Here is a 20,540-nt window from a genome sequence, read left to right as displayed (position 1 = left end):
CCCCGGCTTTTCTGAATCCGGAGTTGAACTGCTTAGGGATAAGGAAGGAGGAATCATCATGGTACATAACGAAGACAAAGATGAGTTGAGGGAGGCTGCTGTCTCCGGGGAGGGCCGGAATGGACGCTATTCACGCCAGGTCCGCTTCACACCATTCGGCGGGCAAGGCCAGCGCGGACTGGCGGAGTCCACTGTGCTCATTGTCGGTGCCGGTGCACTGGGGACGGGAATAGCGGAGACATTGGCGCGCTGCGGGGTAGGTCATCTAATCCTCGCTGACCGTGATTATGTGGAATGGAGCAACCTGCAGCGTCAACAGCTCTACACTGAGGAAGATGCAAGGCAAAGAATGCCCAAAGCCGCGGCCGCCAAAATCCGGCTGGAACAGATTAATTCCGAGATTACCATAGAAGCCCATGTGATGGATGTCCGGGTGGAGGAATTGGGCAGCCTTTTGCCCAAGGTGGATCTCATCATGGATGGAACGGATAATTTCGATACCCGGCTCATAATGAATGATATGGCCCAAAAACACGGCATTCCCTGGATTTACGGGGCCTGTGTGGGCGGCTATGGCATTACGTATACGATTCTGCCCGGGGAGACCCCTTGTCTGAACTGTCTGCTTGGCGCTGTTCCGCTGGGCGGAGACACCTGCGACACGGCCGGCATTCTGCCGCAAGCGGTCCAGCTCGTTACCGCCAATGCCACCGCCGAGGCAATTAAGCTGCTGGGGGGCCGCAAGGAGCAGCTGAGAAACAAGCTGCTCAGCTTTGATATATGGCGCAATGAACATCAGGAGATTGGTGTGGCTGCCGCCCGCAAGGCGGATTGCCCTTCCTGCGGTGATCATGCCGTGTATCCTTACTTGTCAGCTGCGGGTTCGGAGCGCAGCGATGTGCTCTGCGGCAGGGATACTGTCCAGATCCGTCCCGCTCAGCGTCAGCAGTTGGACCTCTCTGAAACCGCCCGGCGCTTGTCCGGCTTGGGCAGCGGAAAAGTCACCAGCAATCCTTATCTGCTTTCTTATACGGAGGGGGCCTACCGGATGGTTGTTTTTGCGGACGGTAGAGCCCTGATTCACGGCACCACCGATATCGCGGCAGCCCGCAGCTTTTATCACCGTTATTTTGGATAAACCACTTTTAAGGATGAAAGGGGAGAACAAGATGGACAGAGGGAGAATCAGACATATGGCGATTTTTACATTGTCACACCCCCGGGGTTCCCGCGAGGCTGAGGCTTTTTTGCAGGATGGGGCCAGGATTCTGAGTGCGATTCCGGTCGTACGGAACTTTGAAGTGCTGCACCAGATAAGTCCTAAATGTGACTTTGATTATGGCTTCTCTATGGAATTTGAGAATCAGGAGGCCTATGAGGCTTATAATGCTCATCCCAGCCATCAGTCGTTTGTGCAGGAGCGTTGGGAAACCGAGGTTGCCCGCTTTCAGGAGATTGATTTGGTGAATTAATCTTTACCGCATATTTGCTTATAGAGCGTACAGAGCATTTCATTTCAGATGGAATGCTCTTTTTGTTTATGGGGAAATCTATACCTATTCTGCTTCGGTAGCTTTTGGAGCAAGGCTGTATGGATGAGGGGTTCTCTCGTGAACGAGCAAATTGTATGGTACAGACAGGAGTCCGGAAACAAACAAGTGGAACTGGAAGAGGAACTTCAGGCTATGGGGCATCCTATCACAATAAGCGAAGATCCGGAGGACCTTCGCTTATTGTTGACCGGCAATATGCCCTTGATGCTGATAGTCGAGCTGGAGGAGCCGGAGGAATGGAGCGGCTGGAAGACGATTGCTGCCCTCAGGGAGCAGGGGGAGACATTACCGGTCATGGTGATATCCGGTCAGGCTACAGGAGAAGGGGCGGTTGCGGCCTTTAAGGCCGGGGGCAATGAATATATGAGCAGACCTTTACATACCGGCGAATTTAGCAGCAGGGTTCGTAATCTGTTGGAGCTGGCGGGACGGCGCAGGCGTTCTGCTCTGCTGAAGATCGACACCCTCATCATCGATCCCGGCCGCCGTCTGGTAAGCCGTGAAGAGAAGGAGCTGAAATTGACACCCAAAGAATTTGATTTACTGTATTATCTCGCTGCCCATCTGGGGGAAATCTGTTCCCGTGACGAGATCCTGAAGCAAATCTGGGGTTATCATTTTCATGCAGACACCAATGTGGTGGATGTCTACATCAGACACCTTCGATTAAAGGTGGACAAGGGCTACCGGAATAAATTGATTCATACAGTGCGGGGAGCCGGGTATGTAATGAGGGCGCCGGAGAACGGCGCCACATGCTGAGAGCATATCTCTATCATAGCCAATACTCTATTCTTAGAGCTGTTACAGTACGCGGCGGGCTTTTAGATAGGTTTTCTTCCAGTGGCCTGAATTCAGGTTCGACAAAGTTACGCCAGGTGAACCGTAGGTGTGCAGGATTTTTCCGTTGCCGGCATAGACCCCGACATGGGTTACGTTTCTGCCGTTAGCTCTGCTGCCGCTGGAGAAGAAGACCAGATCGCCGACACGAAGATTGGCTTTTGAGACTGCTTTGCCGACCTTGGATTGGGCCGCGGATGTGCGGGGCAGGTTAACGCCGTATTTTTTGAAGATATATTTGGTGAAAGAAGAGCAGTCAAAAACACGGGTAGTGGAAGTGGATGCGCCGAACTGGTAACGGACCCCCATATATTTTTTGCCCAGGTTAACCACCTTTTGTCCGGTTGAAGACACTGAAGCTGCCGCAACGGGAGTGGTACCGATGCCGGTTGCTACTAAAGAACTGAAGCCGATGGTAGTACACATGCTTACGACGATTGCTTTTTTAATCCATTGTTGTTTGTTCATGTTGTGAATACCTCCTAGGTTTTTTGAAAAGCAAGCTGAAATCTATGAGAAACGGAACATGGTCCTTATGAATAGACGCTGAAACCGAATCTTTCAGAAAGGCTGTTTGTCTTGCCTGTTTCGTAGTATAGCAGGTTCAACACTCCCTAAAAATTGGTTGGGGAGTCTCAAAGTCAAGCAGGGCAAGCGATGGAAGCGTTTTATTAAAATTCGATTAAAAGTTACAAAAAATTAATCTTTACAAGTGTCAGAGCAAGAAAAAAAGCTTGGAAAGCCTTGAGGGACAAGGGGTTCCAAGCTCTTTAGGTTTGAATCAAAGGTTACAACGGTGTATCTTGTGAGCTAGGCTTATGTATTAATCTTTGCTCTGGATCACCAGCAGCAAGCCGCTCTCGATACGTATCGTTCCAGTAGGGCCTGTGAGTTTGTTGCTTACACCAAGGGATTGGCCCAGCTTGAGCGTTGCATCCGTCAGCGGATATTGGAAACCATCCAGTGTAATTCCTGTAACTTCCGGAGTCAGCGGCAACAAAGAAACGTAAGTGTAACCCCGGTCATTGACTAGCAGGTGGGACCCGGTCAGCGTGATATAGTTATGGTCATCCATTACCGAGCAGCTAATCTGGCGCTGGAGAGCTCTGTTCATCATTTGAATGCTTGCAATGGTGTGATCCAGCCGTGTTCCGGTAACGCCGATCAGCAATATCGATTCGGGCTGGATGTTCAGGGCCAGGTCCAGCGCAAGCTCGCTGTCCGTGAGGTCTTTGTCTACAGCATCACAGGTAATGAACTCCCGGCTGCTTTCCTTAATCGTCGTTACCGCATCTGATGGAACGGAATCAAAATCGCCCACCGCGATATCGGGAGTAAATCCATGGGTTATCAGGAACAGTGCTCCATGATCGGCACCGATCAAGAAATCTTCTTCATCTAATACAGTTAAATAGTCGGGAGACAGGTTTCCCCCTGCAAATATAACGACCCGTTTGGCCGGCATGTCATTCCTCTCCTTCACCTTACGTCGGTAGCTTGTTATCCTGAACAAGTATAATGCAGATTTATGGAGTTGTACAATTGAGCCGGACAGCGCTAAAATGGAAACAGTGCGTCTCAGGTCGTCGGGAACAGGGCACTGCTTGAAGGATTAAGACCTCTGGAGGTGAATGAACATCGTAAAAGTACTGTTTGTATGTCTGGGCAATATTTGCCGCTCGCCGATGGCAGAAGCGGTTCTGCGCCATAAGATCAGTGAACGTAAGCTGTCAGAGGCGGTTCTTGTGGATTCGGCAGGAACCGGAGATTGGCATATCGGCAAAGCGCCGCATGAAGGCACAAGGAGTATCCTGGATCAGAAAGGGATCAGCTATGAGAATATGAAGGCCAGGCTGGTAACCAGTGATGATTTTGAAGGGTTCGACTACATGATCTGTATGGACAAGTCCAATGGAGAGAACGTGCGCAAGCTTCAAGGCGGGAAAGATGCTGAATTGCTGTTCTTTATGGATCTGCTGCCGGAGGAGGAACTGCGCGAAGTGCCGGACCCTTATTTCACCGGTAATTTTGAGCAGGTATATGATTTGATTAATGCAGGCTGCGACGTATTGCTGGAGAGAATCATCAAGGAGAAGCTATAGGGATTATATAGCTTGAACCTGAAATTTCAAATTCAGTCTATATCGCGGATTCTACGGTCTTTGCAGCCACATGCAAAACGGACGCACTCTTAGGAAAGAGGCATCCGTTTTACCGATTTTGAGATGAAAGCGCAGACATGGGGGTTGTGGACTGGACCTATTTAAGCGTTTAAAAAATAGAGAAGCGATTCCGGCAGCTCTTTCTGCCAGAAGCCCCAAAGATGGCGGCCATCTTTTTCCCGGTAGGAGACTGTCGCTCCGCGTGCTTCCAGCAGCATTTTGGTCTGTCTGTTCATATCTACAAAGTCGTAGACACCGGTGTCGGTTGTGTATTCCGTTTCCTGCAGGCCAACTACCATATTAATGTTCAGCCAGGAGAGATTCTCTTCCCGGGCCACTATTTCACGGGATTCGGGATAAAAAGCCCCGGACAGGCTGATGATACGGGTAAAGAGGTTAGGATAAGCCAGGGCCAGATGCAGGGAGACGCTGCCTCCCAGGGAATCGCCGGCGACAATTCTTTCCTCGGGAGTACGCCGCACGGGATAATTATGTTCAATGAAGGGAATAATCTCTTCGGCAAAGCAAGCGAGATACTTATCGAACCGGTTGCCGAACGGAGCGTACTCCTGCGTGCGTACAGCTACATTGACTTCGACCCCGACGATAATAAAAGGTTCAAGGTCATCTTCAATGATAAGTTGTCCGGCCAAGGTGGCAATTCGTCCGAAGTTAAAGAACTCTTCTCCGTCCTGGCAATAGATGACCGGGTAGCTGAGCACCTCATTGTAACCGGGCGGCAGATAAATGCGAAGCTTGCGGTCTTCCTGGAGATGCTCGCTCCAAAGGGTTTGCTTAATGATTGTGCGTTTCAGAAAAACAGGTTCGCTCATAGGGAGATCGGCACCTTTCTTGTCGTATTTTGCATTACATCCTGCAATGCGTTAAAATTACCAGGGGGTAAATGTGGCATACCTCATTTACTTGTTGAAAAGACCTGCTCCTGTTATACAATGTTATCGACGCTGTTATACATACAAAATTTGTGGAAACATAAATTTTATGCGTATTTCTTTGACGAAACAGACTAAACAGGTGTATAATAATTCTATAACAGAGGCAGCTGATATTCAAATTTTTTTATTGAGGTGAAGATAATGAGTAAAGTTCCTTATGAAGTGTATACAGAGGACGTGGAGGCTCTTTCGGTACTTTCCCCGGATGGAGAAGTTATCAATAAAGACAAGTTGCCTGCACTTACCGACGATCAATTGAAAGAAATTATGTATCGTATGGTATTTACCCGTACTTGGGATGACCGTGCCGTCAACCTTGGCCGCCAAGGCCGTCTTGGTTTCTACGCACCGGTATCCGGTCAAGAAGCAACAATGGTAGGCAGTGAGTTCGCACTGGAGAAAGAAGACTTCGTTTGCCCGGGCTACCGTGATATTCCACAGCTCGTGTGGCATGGCCTTCCATTGTATCAAGCATTCCTGTATTCCCGTGGTCACCAACATGGTGGACAAATTCCCGATGGTGTAAACGTACTGATGCCTCAGATCATCATTGGTGCACAAATCCTGCATGCAACCGGGATTGCCATGGGCTTCAAACTTAAGAACCAAAAGAATGTTGCGATTACTTACACAGGCGACGGCGGCTCTTCCGAAGGTGACTTCTATGAAGGTCTGAACTTCGCAGGACGTTTCAAACTGCCTGTTATCTTTTTTGTTCAAAACAATGGTTATGCCATCACAACTCCGTTTGCGAAGCAAACAGCTGCTAAATCGATCGCCCACAAAGCGGTTGCTGCCGGTATTCCAGGGGTTAAAGTTGACGGCATGGACATCTTCGCGGTAATCCGCGCGGTGCAGGAAGCTGCTGAACGTGCCCGTAACGGCGAAGGCGCTACACTGATTGAAGCTGTCACTTACCGTTTCCGTCCGCATTCCCTTTCCGACGATGCCAGCAAATACCGTTCGAAAGAAGAAGAAGGACAATGGAATGAGAAAGATCCGATTGCCCGTCTCGCCAAGTACTTGGAGAAAAAAGGCCTTTGGACTGAAGAGGATACCGTGCGCGTGAAGGACGAAGCGAAAGCTACCGTGAACGAGCAGATTAAGAAAGCGGAGCAAACCGAAAAAATGACCATTCCCGGCTTGATCGACAGCATGTTCGAGGTAACTCCGAAGCATCTGGAAGAACAAAAAGCCGATTTTGAATAAGGGGGATATCAGGCAATGGCACAAATGAATATGAAAGAAGCGATTCGTGACGCGATGCGCGTTGAACTGAATCGTGACCCGGGCGTTCTGATCTTTGGTGAGGACGTTGGTAATGTAGGTGGCGTGTTCCGTGTAACGGAAGGGCTGCAAAAAGAGTTCGGTGAAGACCGTGTATTCGATACTCCACTGGCAGAGTCCGCAATCGGCGGTTTGGCTGTGGGTCTCGGGATCCAAGGTTTCCGTCCAATCGCAGAAATTCAATTCGTAGGTTTCATCTATGAAGCACTTGATCAAATCGTTATCCAGGCTGCCCGGATGCGCTGGCGTTCAGGCGGTAAATATAATTCGCCGATCGTATTCCGCACACCGTTTGGCGGCGGCGTTAAAGCAGCTGAGCTTCACACGGATTCCCTGGAAGGTTTGATTGCCCAAAGTCCGGGTATTAAAGTGGTAGTGCCTTCCAATCCATACGATGCAAAAGGCCTGCTGATTGCCGCGATCCGCGACAATGACCCTGTATTCTTCATGGAACACCTCAACCTCTACCATGCATTCCGCGCAGAAGTGCCGGAAGGTGAATATACCATTGAACTGGGCAAAGCCAATGTAGTTCGCGAAGGTTCCGACGTCACCATCGTAACTTACGGCCTGATGGTACATACAGCTACCAAAGCGGCTGAGCAGCTTGAAAAAGACGGAATCAAGGTTGAAATTATCGACCTGCGCACAGTGAGTCCAATCGACATTGACACCATTATGGAGTCCGTGAAGAAAACCAACCGTGTAATTGTAGTTCAAGAAGCTCAAAAGAGTTCCGGTGTGGCTGCTGAGGTCATCGCCCAAATCAACGAAAAAGGCATTCTTCATCTGGAAGCGCCTGTGCTTCGTATTGCAGGACCAGACACCGTGTATCCATTTGCACAAATTGAAGATACATGGCTTCCTAACCCTGCGCGCATTATCGCAGGCGTGAAGAAAGTAATGGAATTTTAATATAGACAACTTCTCAATTCTATAATCAACAAGGAGGTTTTCGAACGTGGCAAAATATAACTACCCGTTCCCTGAGCTGGGCGAAGGCCTGCACGAAGGTGAAATCATCAAAATGCATATCAAAGTCGGCGACAAAGTAACCGATGACGATATCGTAATGGAAGTACAAAATGACAAGGCTGTGGTTGAAGTTCCTTGTCCGGTTAACGGCACAGTTCTGGAAGTGCTGGCGAAAGACGGAGATATCTTCCGTGTTGGCCAAACTGTAGCGGTAATCGATGCAGAAGGCGACATTCCTGAACAAGAAGGCGGCCATGACGAAGCTCACGGCTCCCAGGAAGCAGACGCAGCCAAAGGCAGTGCGGACACCACTTCTTCTCCTGCGGCAAGCAGCCCGGCTGATGCCAAAGAAGGCGGAGCAGCTCCTGCAGCTGTACCGGCTCCTGACCGTGATGTGCTGGCTACACCTAGCGTGCGTAAATTTGCCCGTGATTCGAACGTAGACATCACTAGCGTAAACGGCACAGGCAAAAACGGCAAAATCTCCCGTGAAGACGTTGAAGCGTTCCTGAACGGCGGTTCGGTGGCGGCTCCGGCGGCAGCAGCAGCCTCAGATGCTCCTAAGGCTGAAGCCAAAGCGGCAGCTCCGGCAGCAGCAGCTTCCGGCAACGTGAGCCTGGAAGAAGAACGCGTACCGTTCAAGGGTATCCGTAAAGCCATTGCCAATGCAATGGTGAAATCGGCTTACACTGCACCACATGTTACCATTATGGACGAAGTGGACGTTACGGAGCTGGTAGCTTTCCGTACCCGCATGAAGCCAGTTGCCGAGAAGAAGGGCGTGAAGGTTACTTACCTTCCATTCATCGTAAAGGCACTTGTTGCAGCTTCCCGTCAATTCCCGGCCCTCAATGCCATGATCGACGAAGAAGCAGGCGAAATCGTCTACAAGAAATACTACAACATCGGTATTGCTACAGATACAGACAACGGCCTTATCGTGCCTGTTATCAAAGATGCTGACCGTAAGAGCATCTGGATGATTGCCAGTGCCATCAGCGACCTCGCTCTGCGCGGACGTGAAGGCAAGCTGTCTGCGAACGAAATGAAAGGCAGCACGATCTCCATCTCCAACATCGGTTCCGCCGGCGGTATGTTCTTTACTCCAATCATCAACTTCCCTGAAGTTGCGATCCTGGGTACAGGCCGTATTACCGAGAAACCGGTTGTGAAGAATGGCGAAATCGTTGCTGCTCCGGTAATGGCTCTTTCCCTGAGCTTTGACCACCGTATCATCGATGGTGCAACTGCACAGAACTTCATGAATTACATCAAGACCTTGCTTGCTAATCCTGAAATGCTAGTTATGGAGGTGTAATAATATGGTAGTGGGAGACGCTTCACTCGATATTGATACGTTGGTAATTGGTGCAGGTCCCGGCGGGTATGTGGCCGCCATTCGTGCAGCTCAGCTTGGCCAAAAAGTGCTGATCGTGGATAAATCGGAACTCGGCGGTGTCTGTCTGAACCGCGGTTGTATCCCTTCCAAAGCGCTGATCGCAGCTGCGCATCAGTTCGAATCCGCGAAGCACGGCGAAACTTTCGGTGTAACTGCCGAGAACGTAAAAGTGGATTTTGCCAAAACTCAAGAGTTCAAGAATGGCGTGGTTAAGAAAATGACCAGCGGCGTTACAAGCTTGATGAAGGGCAACAAAATTGAAGTGTTTAGCGGTGAGTGCATGTTCATCAGCGACACGGAAGCGCGTGTATTCAACGACCATGAATCTCCGCGTTACCGCTTCAAGCACTGCATCATCGCAACGGGTTCCCGTCCAATCGAACTCAAGCCTTTCCCATTCGGCGGACGTATCCTGTCCTCAACCGAAGCGCTTGAATTGCCGGAAATTCCTAAGAGCATGATCGTTATCGGCGGCGGATATATCGGTGCCGAGCTGGGTCAAATGTACTCCAAATTCGGTACCAAAGTAACCATCATCGAAGGTCTGGATACCGTTCTTCCTGGCTTCGACAAAGATATGACCCGTCTGGTTGCCAAGAACATGGCGAAGACTGGCATCGAGATCGTTACCAATGCCAAAGCTGAGAGTGCCGTACAGAACGACAAGGAAGTTACCGTGAAATATTCTGTGGGCGGCGAGTCCAAAGAAGTGACTGCGGAATACCTGCTTGTAACTGTTGGACGTCGTCCGAATACGGATGGCGAACTGGGTCTGGACCTGATCGGTTTGGAACTGGACGAGCGCGGATTGGTTAAAGTTGACCACCAAGGCCGTACCAACATTCCTAACATTTTCGCAATTGGCGATATTGTTCCTGGATTGGCTCTGGCTCACAAAGCATCTTACGAAGGCAAGATTGCCGCTGAAGCGATCGCCGGACACAAATCCGTTGTTGACTATAAAGTCATCCCGGCTGTTGTGTTCACAGATCCTGAATGCTCCAGCGTAGGTCTGACGGAGAAAGAAGCCAAAGAAAAAGGCTACACTGTAAAGAGCGGCAAATTCCCGTTCGCCGGCAACGGCCGTGCAGTTTCCTTGAACAGCCCGGAAGGTTTCATCAAGATTGTGGCTAACAGCGAGAACAACCTTGTGCTCGGCGCGCAAATCGTCGGTATTGAAGCTTCCAACCTGATCGCTGAGCTGGGTCTGGCTATCGAAATGGGCGCTACGCTCGAAGATATCGCTTTGACCATCCATGCACATCCAACCCTTGGCGAAATCGTCATGGAAGCGGCTGAGCTGGTAGAAGGCCATCCGATCCACGTGATGAAATAATAGCTGTTCCTAAATAACTTGCTTTAAGCAAGCAGACTCAAGAGTAAGGGCGCATCTGCGCCTTTGCTCTTTTTGCTTTTCCAGCATTAGGAATCTTGATATACTTGTAAGAACTTATTTAGCAAATGGAGAGGGGTCAACGTGGCAATTTGTATCGATTTTGAATTGATTGAAGTGAAGGGCAGTGTGGCCCGCTATCGGTATGGCTCATGTCTAAGAGAGCTTGACCAGACGCTCGAAGTTGATATAGAGAAGCTCTTGACTGGCGATACCCCCTTAGACACACCGCTGGACAAAGTGGTTATCATCCCCAGTGGGCAGAACAGCGAATGGATGGCGTACAGAGTCTTTTCTAAAGTATATAAGTACTACAAAGAGCATGGAGAGTATCCGCAAAAGGGCGGGTATTATGCTTAGGAAGACAAGCAAGCGATGAAATCATACATAGGACAGGAGACAGCGAATGATTGAGATTATAGATATTCGTGAACGGACAGAACTACAGGGAGAGGCTATCGGCTATTTCTGGAGGCAGTGGGGAGAGGCATCGAACAAGCAGTTTTACCGCGATTGTATGGAGCGTTCCTGCGATACGCCGAGTGATATTCCGAGATTCTATGTGGCACTGGAGGGAACCAGTATCATTGGCGGCTACGCGTTGCTCAGAAGTGACCTTAACAGCCGTCAGGATCTGTTTCCTTGGTTAGCCTGTCTCTATGTGAACCCGGAGTATAGGGGACAGGGACTAGGACAGAAGCTTCAGGAACATGCGATCCGGGAGGCCAAGCTGAAGGGATATCAGAAGCTGTACCTGTGTACTGATCATACAGGGTATTATGAACGGAATCAGTGGAAATATATCGGCCTAGGATACACTATCTTTGATGAGGAAACAAGAATTTATGAATATCAGACTGGAGACTCCCTATGAAAGCAGCCAAATTACAAACCGGTGATGAGATCCGCATTGTATCGCCTTCACGCAGCTTGTCTATGATTTCCGAAGCGAACAGAGCCTTGGCGGTGGAACGGCTGGAACAGATGGGCTTTAAGGTCTCTTTTGGCCAAAATGTTTCTGAATCCGACAAGTTCATTTCTTCTTCCATCGCTTCCAGAGTGGAAGATTTGCATGATGCGTTTCGGGATCCTCAGGTGAAAGGTATTTTGACTACGATTGGCGGATTCAATGCGAACCAGTTGTTAAGGCACCTCGATTATTCCATTATCGCCGCGAACCCCAAACGTCTATGCGGATATTCGGATATTACAGCGCTGAGCAACGCCATTTATGCCCAAACCGGACTCATAACCTACACAGGCCCGCATTTCTCTACCTTTGGGATGCGCCATGGGAATGAGTATACGGCCGAGTATTTTCAGCAGCTAATGATGCAGGCTGACCCGATTTTGGTAGAGCCCTCCGGAGCATGGAGCGATGATCCATGGTATTTGGACCAGGAGAAGCGTGTTTTTGACCCTAATGTAGGCCCTTACAGCATCATCGAAGGGGAGGCTCATGGGACCCTCATCGGCGGCAACCTTTGCACGTTGAACCTGCTTCAGGGTACCGAATTTATGCCCAACCTCGCCGGAGCTGTATTATTCCTAGAAGATGATTACGAGTCTTCGCCGGCTACCTTTGACAGAGACCTGCAGTCCCTGATTCATCAGCCCGGGTTTGGGCAAGTACGGGGTATTGTGATCGGCAGATTTCAGCGTGAATCCCATATGACCAAGGAGCTGCTCACGCAAATTATTGCGACCAAACAGGAATTGCAGCGGATTCCGGTGATCGCCGATGTTGATTTTGGACATACGACGCCGATGATCACTTTTCCGGTGGGAGGACAGGCTGTGCTGAAGGCGTCACAGGATAAAGTGCGGCTGACGATTTCAGAATAACTGAATGATTTCTTAGAAACTACGATAGAAAGAGGCCCTGCAAATGAAGCTTATGCCGGAATATGCACAGGACATTATTGTCGGAGTCCTTTTGGAGCAGCATTGGAGCTGGTATGTCACGGAGCGGGAATACTGGTTCCTGAATACGGAGATGGAGGACAGGTTCGGGATTGAGGTGTTGGATGAGATGACGGCGGCTGTCTTTTTGGAGAAAATTGCTGATCACAAGGTTTCCGCCAGAGAACTGACAGCACTTCTTACCGAGCTTGAAGGCAGTTTCCAGTCTTACGATGAGGTACTGGAGTTTATTCCTGCCATCTATGTGAATTTTGACGAGCGGGTGTTGTATTCCCTGTTTCCTGAGCCGATGTCCTTCGAGCATTATGTTCCACCGGGATGGACCGGAGAATATACAGATTTCTTGGAGAAGGTTCCTGAGGGGGAGCGGTATTGGATAGTGCGGGGCAGCAGTTTTTTTAATCAGATGTGGGAGCGGTTCGGACAAAATTTTTGAGTAAAATAAAAGATCGTTATTGATAGTGAGAATAGTTATCATCTATAATGAATTCTATGCCTATCCTATGATTCTGCCAAACGGACAGAACCAGGGAATACAGATACGGTATAGAAGGAGCTGATGATAACGGTACAACTAGGAGACCAATTGCTGCTGTGGAACCAGGCATCTATCCTGGTTAAGGATGTGCGCCATATGATTATGGAGACGGGGGAAACGTCCTCCTACCGTTTGCCCGCCAGTGCATTCCTCTATACGGTAAGAGGCAATGCCCGAATCAGGCTGGATGGAAAGACCCATGCTGTAAGCCGGTTTCATGTCCTGCACGGGGGCAAAGGGCTGTGCCTGGATATTTCAGCCGATGCTTGTTTTGAATATTACCTTGTACTATATAAAGCGGCGTTGCCGCACCCCACTCGCCGGGAGCTGCTGAACATTATAGAGACTGACAATCCGTTCATCAGGCAATTCGGATTCATTCCCCAGTATCCGCTATCCCTTTTGGACAAAGTGAAGCTGATGGACAAGGTCTGGCATCAATCCAGTGCACTTGAGAAGCTGCAGGTCAAAGCCTTGTTCTATCAATTTATGGTGGAGGTGATGGGGCAGCTGTCCCAGAAAGGGGTACAGTCGATGAGGCCTGATCCGGTGGAACAGGCGATGCGTTATATTCAGGAACATTACAGGGAGCAGGTGACTCTGGAATTGTTAGCGGATATGCTGGATTGCAACTCCAGACAGCTGCTCAGAATGTTCAAGAGCAAAGAAAACATCAGTCCGATCGATTATTTGATCCGGGTGCGTATGCATAAAGCACAGGAACTGCTGCTGAGTGCCGATTGTACTTTGAAGGAAATTGCCGAGCGTGTGGGGTACGCGGACAGTTATTATTTCAGCCGTTTGTTTAAAAAAGTGGTGGGGGTATCCCCGACCCTCTTCAAAGGCAAAGTACTTTCACTGGAGGTTCGTCCGGATAATCCATTGGCAATGTCGAGATCCTCTATTGTTGAAAATAAGCTTCAACGGTATATTGATAGTGAATATGATAATCATTATCAATATAAAAGGGGAGATTCACCAGTGTACAGAAAGAACAAGGCACCTATGGCAGTTACTCTATTATTTTGTTTAAGCTTGTTGCTCAGCGCTTGTACAGCCGGGACGGCTAACAATAGTGCAGCCTCAAGCAGCAATCAGGCTGCCGGAACAAATACGGCAGCAGAGCAAACCGCCTCTCCGGCGGCGAATTCTGCGGATGCCGATGCGCCGAGAGTCGTTAAACATGCGATGGGTGAAGAGACGCTTACAGGGACTCCTGAACGGGTCGTCATCCTGACGAATGAAGGGACGGAGGCACTTCTTGCCCTTGGAGTCAAACCGGTTGGTGCGGTCCAGTCCTGGAATGGTGAACCTTGGTATGATCACATCAAAGATGAGATGCAAGGCGTTGAGGTAGTTGGGGACGAGCTGCAGCCCAATATTGAGCTCATTGCCAGCCTCAAGCCGGATCTTATCATTGGAAATAAAGTCAGACAAGAGAAGATCTATGAGCAGTTGAAGCAGATTGCGCCAACAGTGTTCTCCGAAGATCTGAGCGGGGAGTGGAAGAATAACTTCAGACTGTATTCCGAAGCTTTGAACAAGAAGGAAGAGGGCGAAAAGGCCATGGAAGCCTTTGACAGCCGTGTTGCCGATGTGAAATCCAAGCTGGGCAGCAAAGCTGAAACAAAGGTGTCCATCGTGCGTTTCTCTGCCTCCCAGGTACGCATCTACCAGAAGGATAGCTTCTCCGGTGTACTGCTGGAGCAGTTAGGAATTGCCCGTCCCGCCTCCCAGGACAAGGATAACTTCATGGAAGTGATGTCAAAGGAAACGATTCCGGATATGGACGGGGATGTCCTGTTCTACTTTGTAACCGAAACCGAAGATACCTCCGATGCTGCAAAAGTGGTTGAGGAGTGGAAAAATGATCCGTTGTTCAAAAATCTTAATGTTTCCAAAAACAACAAAGTTTTTGAAGTGAATGAAACGATTTGGAACACAGCGGGTGGTTATGAAGCAGCCAATCTGCTGCTGGATGAACTCGTCAAATATTTTGAAGTAAAGTAGAACGGCATCTTACATAAACAAGCTGATGTCTGCAAGCCTGGCGTCAGCTTGTTTTCTATGCCAGTGGAGCTCAAGGTCAGGGGGGACAGTAATGGAAATATCCAAGCGAGGACGCAGAGCGAAGCTGCTGGGCCTGATTATCGGCTTGATTCTGCTTTTTGCCTGCATGCTCGCCAGTGTTTTATTCGGCATACATCTTTTTAGTATTGAAGATTTATGGAAGGCATACAGCAGTTTCGACGGTTCAAATGAACATCTTATTCTACGGACCACACGTGTTCCGCGTGCCTTGATTGCCGCCGCTGTAGGGGCGGGTCTGGCAGTTGCCGGAGCCCTCATGCAGGCTTTGACAAGAAATCCGCTGGCATCCCCATCCGTCTTCGGGGTCAATGCGGGAGCGGCGCTTTTTATTGTGATCGGTCTGGTTGCTTTTGGGCCCCTGCTTACGCTGGGAGGCATGATCTGGATTGCCCTTATCGGAGCAGCGCTCACCTCGCTATTCGTGTACATCCTGGGAGCGGGAGGACGCAGCTCTTTTGAGCCCATCAGGCTTACCCTGGCCGGAGCGGCTGTAGCTGCCTTTGCCTCTTCCGTAACCTCCGGCCTGATCCTGATTAACCAGGAGTCACTGGAGGCGGCGATCTTCTGGATGGTCGGCTCGGTGTCGGGAAGGCAACTGGAGCATTTAATGATTGTACTCCCTTATCTGGTAATCGGGCTGATTCTTGCCATGGCTTTATCCGGATCGCTTAACGTCATGGCTTTAGGGGATGACAGTGCCAGAAGTCTGGGGCAACGTATGCTGCTCACCCGGATACTGACCGGGCTGTCTGTTGTTCTGTTGGCTGGAAGTGCTGTGGCCGCAGCTGGGCCGATCGCTTTTGTCGGACTCGTTGTGCCGCATCTGTGCAGAGCTGTGGCTGGACAGGATCACCGCTGGCTGCTGCCATACTGCGCGTTGACCGGAGCTTTGCTGCTGGTGGTAGCGGATCTGGTCTCACGGTTTATTTTGATGCCGAAGGAAGTGCCGGTGGGTGTAGCAACAGCGCTTATTGGCGTGCCGTTCCTGATTCGGGTGGCCAGAAGGAGGGAACATGCTTAAACATCGAAACTACAAATCCATGATGCTTCTGGTGCTGTTATTTCTTCTGATGATTCTCCTGTCACTGATCTGTTTATCCATAGGCAGCGTCTGGATTCCTCTGAAGGAAGTGGTACTCTCGCTAGTCGGACACAATGAAGAGAGCAGTGATCTGATCCTCATGCAGCTTCGTATGCCGCGTATTCTGGCCGCAGTTCTGATTGGGGCCGCCCTGGCGGTAGCCGGGGCGCTGCTGCAGGGAGTGATTCGTAATCCGCTGGCTTCTCCCGATCTGCTTGGAGTGACAGGGGGGGCATCCGCAGCCGTGGTCGCTTTTATGACCCTTTTCACGGGCTACAGTGTCCACTGGGTACCTGTGATTGCTATAGCGGGTGCCTTTGCCGCAGTTCTTCTCAACTACAGTCTTGCCTGGAAGCAGGGAATATCCCCCTTCCGGCTGGTGCTGGTTGGGCTTGGCATCTCAACCGCAGCAGGCGCGTTGACGATGTTTCTGCTTATCAGCGGCCCGTCTCATCTGGCGGCGCAAGTGCTGAACTGGATGACAGGGAGCGTCTACGGTACGAACTGGACCTATATCGGACTGTTGTGGCCTTGGGTCGTGGCCATTATTCCACTGTCCATGCTGTATGCCAGAGAGCTGAATATCCAGGCGCTGGGTGAAGAGACCGCTCAAGGACTGGGCAGCCGGCTTCAGCTCAGCCGATTGATGCTGCTCATCTACTGTGTGGTGCTCGCCGGGGCGGCAGTAGGTGTGGCCGGCACGATTTCCTTTATCGGCTTGCTTGCACCCCACATCGCCAGGCGGCTGGCCGGACATTCTTACACCTTTCTTATTCCGGTATCTGCGGTCGTAGGAGCCATTATACTGCTGCTTGCCGATCTTGCCGGACGTATGCTTTTTCAGCCGCTGGATATCCCTGCCGGAGTCTTCACAGCCGGGATCGGCGCCCCATTTTTTATGTATCTGCTGTTTAAAAGAAAAGGGATGGGCGGAGCGAGTTAAACTGGTGTCAAACCAAAACAAGGCGGTTCAGTTTATCAAAGATAAACTGGGCAGTTCTTGTTTTTTTATTTTGAAGTTTGATATTTCTAAAAAAGTAAATATGTGCATGGATTAGATGGGGGTTAATTTGATTCTGTGGGCGGATGAGTGCAAAATGGATGAAACTATATCTGTTTTGCCCGCCAAGGTCATGGTAAACTAAGAACAGAAAAAGGATAGAGGAGCGTAAACTGTGCGTAAATACTTAGACTTGCTTCAGGATGTTTTGGATCACGGCACTGCCAAAAGCGACCGTACAGGGACGGGAACGATATCGGTGTTTGGACGTCAGCTGCGTTTTGATCTGGCTGAAGGTTTCCCGTTGATGACTACCAAGCGTATCCATTTGAAATCGGTGATTCATGAGCTGCTCTGGTTCCTCAAGGGAGACACGAATACCGCTTATTTACAAGAAAACGGCGTCTCCATCTGGGATGAATGGGCCGACGAGAACGGTGAACTCGGACCGGTATACGGCTCGCAATGGCGTGCCTGGGAAAGTGCGGATGGACGGCATATTGACCAAATCGGGAACGTGATCGAGTCCATCCGGAATAATCCGGATTCCCGCCGCCATATCGTCAGTGCCTGGAACGTGGGCGAGATTGACCAGATGAAGCTGCCGCCTTGCCATTTTGTATTTCAGTTCTATGTAGCGGACGGCAAGCTGTCCTGCATGCTGACGATGCGCTCGGTGGATACCTTCCTGGGATTGCCTTTTAATATAGCGAGTTATGCACTGCTTACCCATATGGTGGCCCAGCAGACAGGTCTTGAGGTGGGTGAATTCATCTGGTCCGGCGGGGATGTGCATATCTATACCAACCATCTGGAACAGGTAGCGACCCAATTGGCAAGAGAACCTTATGCGCTGCCGCGTCTTAAGATCCGGAGAAAGCCGGAGAGCATCTTTGACTACACCTTCGAGGATTTTGAATTCACGGATTATGTGTATCACCCGGGTATTAAAGCGCCGGTGGCGATCTAGAAAGTCTGTTCACCGGTGACAATGAGGGGAGAGGAAACGATGAGCATAAGTATGATTTGGGCTATGGACGCCAATGGGATCATCGGCAAGAACAATGACATACCCTGGCATTTGCCGCGGGATTTTGCTTTTTTTAAGGCGGAATCAAAGGGCAAAACGATCGTGATGGGCCGCAAAACCTGGGACTCCCTCGGGGGGAAGCCGCTGAAGGATAGAACCAGTGTGGTCCTGACACGGGACCCCGGCTTTGCTCCGGAAGGAGCCAAGGTTATCCACACGATCGGCGAAGCCCTGGCCGAGGCGCAGCAACTGGATGAACTGATGGTCATCGGCGGAGCCGAGATTTACCGGATGATGCTGCCGTATGCCGACAAGCTGATCGTGACCCATATCGACCATGAGTTTGACGGGGATACGAAGTTCCCTGAGGTGGACTGGAGCCAGTGGCAGGAAGTTTCCAATACGCCAGGGATATTCGATGAAAAGAACCCGTATGATTACCGTTTCGTGGTTTATGAACGTTCGGATAAAAGATAAACCGTTTTCTCTGACACCAGATGTTAAATAGTACAAATAATCAGCATATTAATCCATTACAGTGCAAAAGTAATGAATGCTACTATAATTAAAATTAGAAATGATATAATGTGGTGGAAAGTATACAATAGAATGTACAGGTATCCGCTCGGGGGGCGTATCTCCTAATATGCCGGGGCAGATTACAGTGTACTATAACAAATCAACACGAAGAGAACGGATGGGGGAAACGAAACATGTCTACACCTACTGGATTTATGGAGTATAAGCGCCAGCTCCCGGGTGATCGTGATCCTGAGCAGCGCGTAAAGGATTGGGAAGAGTTCCACCATCATTTATCCGAGGACGAGCTTCGGACACAGGGTGCCCGCTGCATGGATTGCGGAACCCCGTATTGCCATACCGGCATTGACATGAGTGGTGGAACTTCCGGCTGTCCTGTCCACAATCTGATTCCGGAATGGAACAATCTGGTATATCGCGGTCTGTGGAAGGAAGCACTGGAGCGTCTGCACAAGACGAATAATTTCCCTGAGTTCACAGGCAGTATCTGTCCTGCACCTTGTGAAGGCTCATGTACCGTTGGACTGATCGGTCAGCCCGTCACTATCAAGACGATCGAGCTGGCTATTATTGATAAAGGTTTTCAAGAAGGCTGGGTGGTGCCTAACCCGCCGGAGAAACGCACAGGTAAGAAGATTGCCATTGTAGGCTCCGGACCTGCAGGTCTGGCAGCAGCGGCGCAGCTTAACAAAGCCGGACATACCGTGACCGTATTTGAACGCAGCGACCGTGTCGGCGGTTTGTTGACTTATGGTATTCCTACCATGAAGCTGGACAAGAGAATTGTACAGCGCCGTGTGGATCTGCTGGCGGCCGAAGGCGTTAATTTTGTGGTGAATACCGAAATCGGCAAGGATATTCCGGCTCAGCAGCTGGTTGACGAGTTCGATGCTGTGGTTCTGTGCGGCGGGGCAACCAAGGCACGCCGTTTCAATGTGGAAGGCAGTGAACTGAATGGTGTAATGTATGCCATGGATTATTTGAACGGTACGATCAAGAGTTATCTGAATTCCGGTCTGGCTGACGGTAACTACGTATCTGCTGAGGGCAAGGATGTAGTAGTTCTTGGCGGGGGAGATACAGGCTCCGACTGTGTAGCGACATCTCTCCGTCATGGCTGCAGCAGCATCACCCAGTTCGGTACACATGACAAAGCACCGCTTGAGCGGGACCCGATTGCCAATCCCTGGCCGCAATTCCCGAATGTGTACACACTGGACTATGCACAGCAGGAAGCCAAAGCCATCTTTGGCGAAGACCCGCGTGAATTCTCCATTATGACTACGAAATTTGTTGGTGATGATGCTGGTAATCTGAAGGAAGTGCACACAGTACAAATCCGCCGGATGGTGGACGAAACCGGACGCAAAATCTACCAGCCTGTTCCGGGAACAGAAGCGATTTATCCCGCACAGCTGGCTTTGATTGCGATCGGGTTCGACGGACCGGAGCAGGATCTGATTCAAGAGCTGAAGCTGGATACAGACCGCCGGACGAACGTTAAAGCCCGCTATGGTAAATTTAACACCAATGTGGACAAAGTATTTGCAGCCGGCGACATGCGCCGCGGCCAAAGTTTGGTGGTATGGGCCATTAATGAAGGACGCGAAGCTGCCCGTGAAGTTGATAAATATTTGATGGGTTCCTCTGTTCTTGCCTAAACTAAAATACCTATGATACTTTAAATCAACAAGAGAGGGTCCCGCAAGCCATTACATTGGCTTGCGGGACCCTCTTTTTGTGTCAGCTCAATTCAGCTTGTATCAATAATG

At 50.1% G+C, this 20,540-nt stretch carries 21 protein-coding genes; 18 read left to right on the top strand and 3 right to left on the bottom strand.

Annotation, left to right across the window (positions count from 1 at the left end; translation table 11 throughout):
- Positions 1–58: 58 nt before the first annotated feature.
- The 3 genes from IEY53_RS02990 (at position 59) to IEY53_RS02980 (ending at position 2,315) form a co-directional block, all read left to right on the top strand.
- Positions 59–1,138 carry a ThiF family adenylyltransferase gene (locus IEY53_RS02990; RefSeq protein WP_189022108.1) on the top strand — a complete coding sequence of 360 codons (1,080 nt, stop codon included), beginning with the start codon at positions 59–61 and terminating at the stop codon, positions 1,136–1,138.
- A 31-nt stretch (positions 1,139–1,169) separates the two neighbouring features.
- The gene (locus IEY53_RS02985; RefSeq protein ID WP_189022107.1) at positions 1,170–1,472 is read left to right on the top strand and encodes a Dabb family protein; all 303 of its coding nucleotides are present in this window, start codon (positions 1,170–1,172) and stop codon (positions 1,470–1,472) included.
- 138 nt (positions 1,473–1,610) lie between these two features.
- Positions 1,611–2,315 (top strand): response regulator transcription factor, encoded by a 705-nt coding sequence (locus tag IEY53_RS02980; RefSeq protein ID WP_189022106.1) that lies wholly within the window; start codon positions 1,611–1,613, stop codon positions 2,313–2,315.
- 42 nt (positions 2,316–2,357) lie between these two features.
- Here the strand turns inward: IEY53_RS02980 and IEY53_RS02975 are convergent, their stop codons facing one another.
- Entirely contained in the window at positions 2,358–2,861 is a 504-nt protein-coding gene (locus IEY53_RS02975) for a C40 family peptidase (RefSeq protein ID WP_189022105.1), read from the bottom strand.
- A gap of 355 nt (positions 2,862–3,216) precedes the next feature.
- On the bottom strand, positions 3,217–3,858 hold the full coding sequence (locus IEY53_RS02970) for a thiamine diphosphokinase (RefSeq protein WP_189022104.1): 642 nt from the start codon (positions 3,856–3,858) through the stop codon (positions 3,217–3,219).
- Between the two features lie 172 nt (positions 3,859–4,030).
- Here IEY53_RS02970 and IEY53_RS02965 point away from each other — a divergent pair, with 172 nt between their 5' ends.
- Positions 4,031–4,495, top strand: coding sequence for a low molecular weight protein-tyrosine-phosphatase (locus IEY53_RS02965; protein WP_189022220.1), 465 nt, complete (start codon positions 4,031–4,033; stop codon positions 4,493–4,495).
- Between the two features lie 161 nt (positions 4,496–4,656).
- On the opposite strand, the gene IEY53_RS02960 is transcribed toward IEY53_RS02965, so the two are convergent.
- Positions 4,657–5,388: an alpha/beta hydrolase gene (locus IEY53_RS02960; RefSeq protein ID WP_189022103.1), complete on the bottom strand. Its 732-nt coding sequence runs from the start codon at positions 5,386–5,388 to the stop codon at positions 4,657–4,659.
- Between the two features lie 264 nt (positions 5,389–5,652).
- On the opposite strand from IEY53_RS02960, the gene pdhA reads away from it, so the two are divergent.
- The 14 genes from pdhA to IEY53_RS02890 all read left to right on the top strand — a co-directional run bounded on the left by pdhA (position 5,653) and on the right by IEY53_RS02890 (position 20,429).
- On the top strand, positions 5,653–6,720 hold the full coding sequence (pdhA, locus tag IEY53_RS02955; protein WP_189022102.1) for a pyruvate dehydrogenase (acetyl-transferring) E1 component subunit alpha: 1,068 nt from the start codon (positions 5,653–5,655) through the stop codon (positions 6,718–6,720).
- Between the two features lie 15 nt (positions 6,721–6,735).
- Positions 6,736–7,713, top strand: coding sequence for an alpha-ketoacid dehydrogenase subunit beta (locus IEY53_RS02950; RefSeq protein WP_189022101.1), 978 nt, complete (start codon positions 6,736–6,738; stop codon positions 7,711–7,713).
- 46 nt (positions 7,714–7,759) lie between these two features.
- Positions 7,760–9,091, top strand: a complete 1,332-nt coding sequence (locus tag IEY53_RS02945) for a dihydrolipoamide acetyltransferase family protein (RefSeq protein ID WP_189022100.1) — start codon at positions 7,760–7,762, stop codon at positions 9,089–9,091.
- Between the two features lie 4 nt (positions 9,092–9,095).
- Positions 9,096–10,508 carry a dihydrolipoyl dehydrogenase gene (gene lpdA, locus IEY53_RS02940; protein ID WP_189022099.1) on the top strand — a complete coding sequence of 471 codons (1,413 nt, stop codon included), beginning with the start codon at positions 9,096–9,098 and terminating at the stop codon, positions 10,506–10,508.
- 141 nt (positions 10,509–10,649) lie between these two features.
- Positions 10,650–10,925, top strand: coding sequence for a hypothetical protein (locus IEY53_RS02935; protein ID WP_189022098.1), 276 nt, complete (start codon positions 10,650–10,652; stop codon positions 10,923–10,925).
- 46 nt (positions 10,926–10,971) lie between these two features.
- Positions 10,972–11,439: a GNAT family N-acetyltransferase gene (locus IEY53_RS02930; protein ID WP_229695939.1), complete on the top strand. Its 468-nt coding sequence runs from the start codon at positions 10,972–10,974 to the stop codon at positions 11,437–11,439.
- On the top strand, positions 11,436–12,410 hold the full coding sequence (locus IEY53_RS02925; RefSeq protein ID WP_189022097.1) for a S66 family peptidase: 975 nt from the start codon (positions 11,436–11,438) through the stop codon (positions 12,408–12,410). Before IEY53_RS02930 ends, IEY53_RS02925 begins: the two co-directional genes overlap by 4 nt.
- 43 nt (positions 12,411–12,453) lie before the next feature.
- Complete coding sequence (locus IEY53_RS02920) at positions 12,454–12,924, top strand: hypothetical protein (protein WP_189022096.1); 471 nt, start codon at positions 12,454–12,456, stop codon at positions 12,922–12,924.
- A gap of 123 nt (positions 12,925–13,047) precedes the next feature.
- On the top strand, positions 13,048–15,036 hold the full coding sequence (locus tag IEY53_RS02915; RefSeq protein ID WP_229695938.1) for an AraC family transcriptional regulator: 1,989 nt from the start codon (positions 13,048–13,050) through the stop codon (positions 15,034–15,036).
- Between the two features lie 91 nt (positions 15,037–15,127).
- Positions 15,128–16,138, top strand: a complete 1,011-nt coding sequence (locus IEY53_RS02910; RefSeq protein WP_189022095.1) for a FecCD family ABC transporter permease — start codon at positions 15,128–15,130, stop codon at positions 16,136–16,138.
- Entirely contained in the window at positions 16,131–17,141 is a 1,011-nt protein-coding gene (locus IEY53_RS02905; RefSeq protein ID WP_189022094.1) for a FecCD family ABC transporter permease, read from the top strand. The genes IEY53_RS02910 and IEY53_RS02905 overlap by 8 nt, the downstream gene beginning before the upstream one ends.
- 232 nt (positions 17,142–17,373) lie before the next feature.
- Positions 17,374–18,168: a thymidylate synthase gene (gene thyA / locus IEY53_RS02900; protein ID WP_189022093.1), complete on the top strand. Its 795-nt coding sequence runs from the start codon at positions 17,374–17,376 to the stop codon at positions 18,166–18,168.
- A 39-nt stretch (positions 18,169–18,207) separates the two neighbouring features.
- Positions 18,208–18,705: a dihydrofolate reductase gene (locus tag IEY53_RS02895; protein ID WP_189022092.1), complete on the top strand. Its 498-nt coding sequence runs from the start codon at positions 18,208–18,210 to the stop codon at positions 18,703–18,705.
- 236 nt (positions 18,706–18,941) lie between these two features.
- Positions 18,942–20,429, top strand: a complete 1,488-nt coding sequence (locus IEY53_RS02890) for a glutamate synthase subunit beta (RefSeq protein ID WP_189022091.1) — start codon at positions 18,942–18,944, stop codon at positions 20,427–20,429.
- The last annotated feature ends 111 nt before the right edge of the window (positions 20,430–20,540 follow it).

Origin of the sequence: Paenibacillus albidus (assembly GCF_014644435.1) — a bacterium.
In the GTDB taxonomy this organism is placed as follows: domain Bacteria; phylum Bacillota; class Bacilli; order Paenibacillales; family Paenibacillaceae; genus Paenibacillus_AQ; species Paenibacillus_AQ albidus.
The sequence above is the reverse complement of the archived record's forward strand: the minus strand, read 5'-3'. Positions and strand labels throughout refer to the sequence as shown.

Coding starts and splice junctions, on each gene's coding strand:
- IEY53_RS02990 (WP_189022108.1), top strand. CDS start 59: ATGGTACATAACGAAGACAAAGATGAGTTGAGGGAGGCTGCTGTCTCC.
- IEY53_RS02985 (WP_189022107.1), top strand. CDS start 1,170: ATGGACAGAGGGAGAATCAGACATATGGCGATTTTTACATTGTCACAC.
- IEY53_RS02975 (WP_189022105.1), bottom strand. CDS start 2,861: ATGAACAAACAACAATGGATTAAAAAAGCAATCGTCGTAAGCATGTGT.
- IEY53_RS02970 (WP_189022104.1), bottom strand. CDS start 3,858: ATGCCGGCCAAACGGGTCGTTATATTTGCAGGGGGAAACCTGTCTCCC.
- IEY53_RS02960 (WP_189022103.1), bottom strand. CDS start 5,388: ATGAGCGAACCTGTTTTTCTGAAACGCACAATCATTAAGCAAACCCTT.
- pdhA (WP_189022102.1), top strand. CDS start 5,653: ATGAGTAAAGTTCCTTATGAAGTGTATACAGAGGACGTGGAGGCTCTT.
- IEY53_RS02950 (WP_189022101.1), top strand. CDS start 6,736: ATGGCACAAATGAATATGAAAGAAGCGATTCGTGACGCGATGCGCGTT.
- lpdA (WP_189022099.1), top strand. CDS start 9,096: ATGGTAGTGGGAGACGCTTCACTCGATATTGATACGTTGGTAATTGGT.
- IEY53_RS02930 (WP_229695939.1), top strand. CDS start 10,972: ATGATTGAGATTATAGATATTCGTGAACGGACAGAACTACAGGGAGAG.
- IEY53_RS02925 (WP_189022097.1), top strand. CDS start 11,436: ATGAAAGCAGCCAAATTACAAACCGGTGATGAGATCCGCATTGTATCG.
- IEY53_RS02920 (WP_189022096.1), top strand. CDS start 12,454: ATGAAGCTTATGCCGGAATATGCACAGGACATTATTGTCGGAGTCCTT.
- IEY53_RS02915 (WP_229695938.1), top strand. CDS start 13,048: ATGATAACGGTACAACTAGGAGACCAATTGCTGCTGTGGAACCAGGCA.
- IEY53_RS02910 (WP_189022095.1), top strand. CDS start 15,128: ATGGAAATATCCAAGCGAGGACGCAGAGCGAAGCTGCTGGGCCTGATT.
- IEY53_RS02905 (WP_189022094.1), top strand. CDS start 16,131: ATGCTTAAACATCGAAACTACAAATCCATGATGCTTCTGGTGCTGTTA.
- IEY53_RS02895 (WP_189022092.1), top strand. CDS start 18,208: ATGAGCATAAGTATGATTTGGGCTATGGACGCCAATGGGATCATCGGC.
- IEY53_RS02890 (WP_189022091.1), top strand. CDS start 18,942: ATGTCTACACCTACTGGATTTATGGAGTATAAGCGCCAGCTCCCGGGT.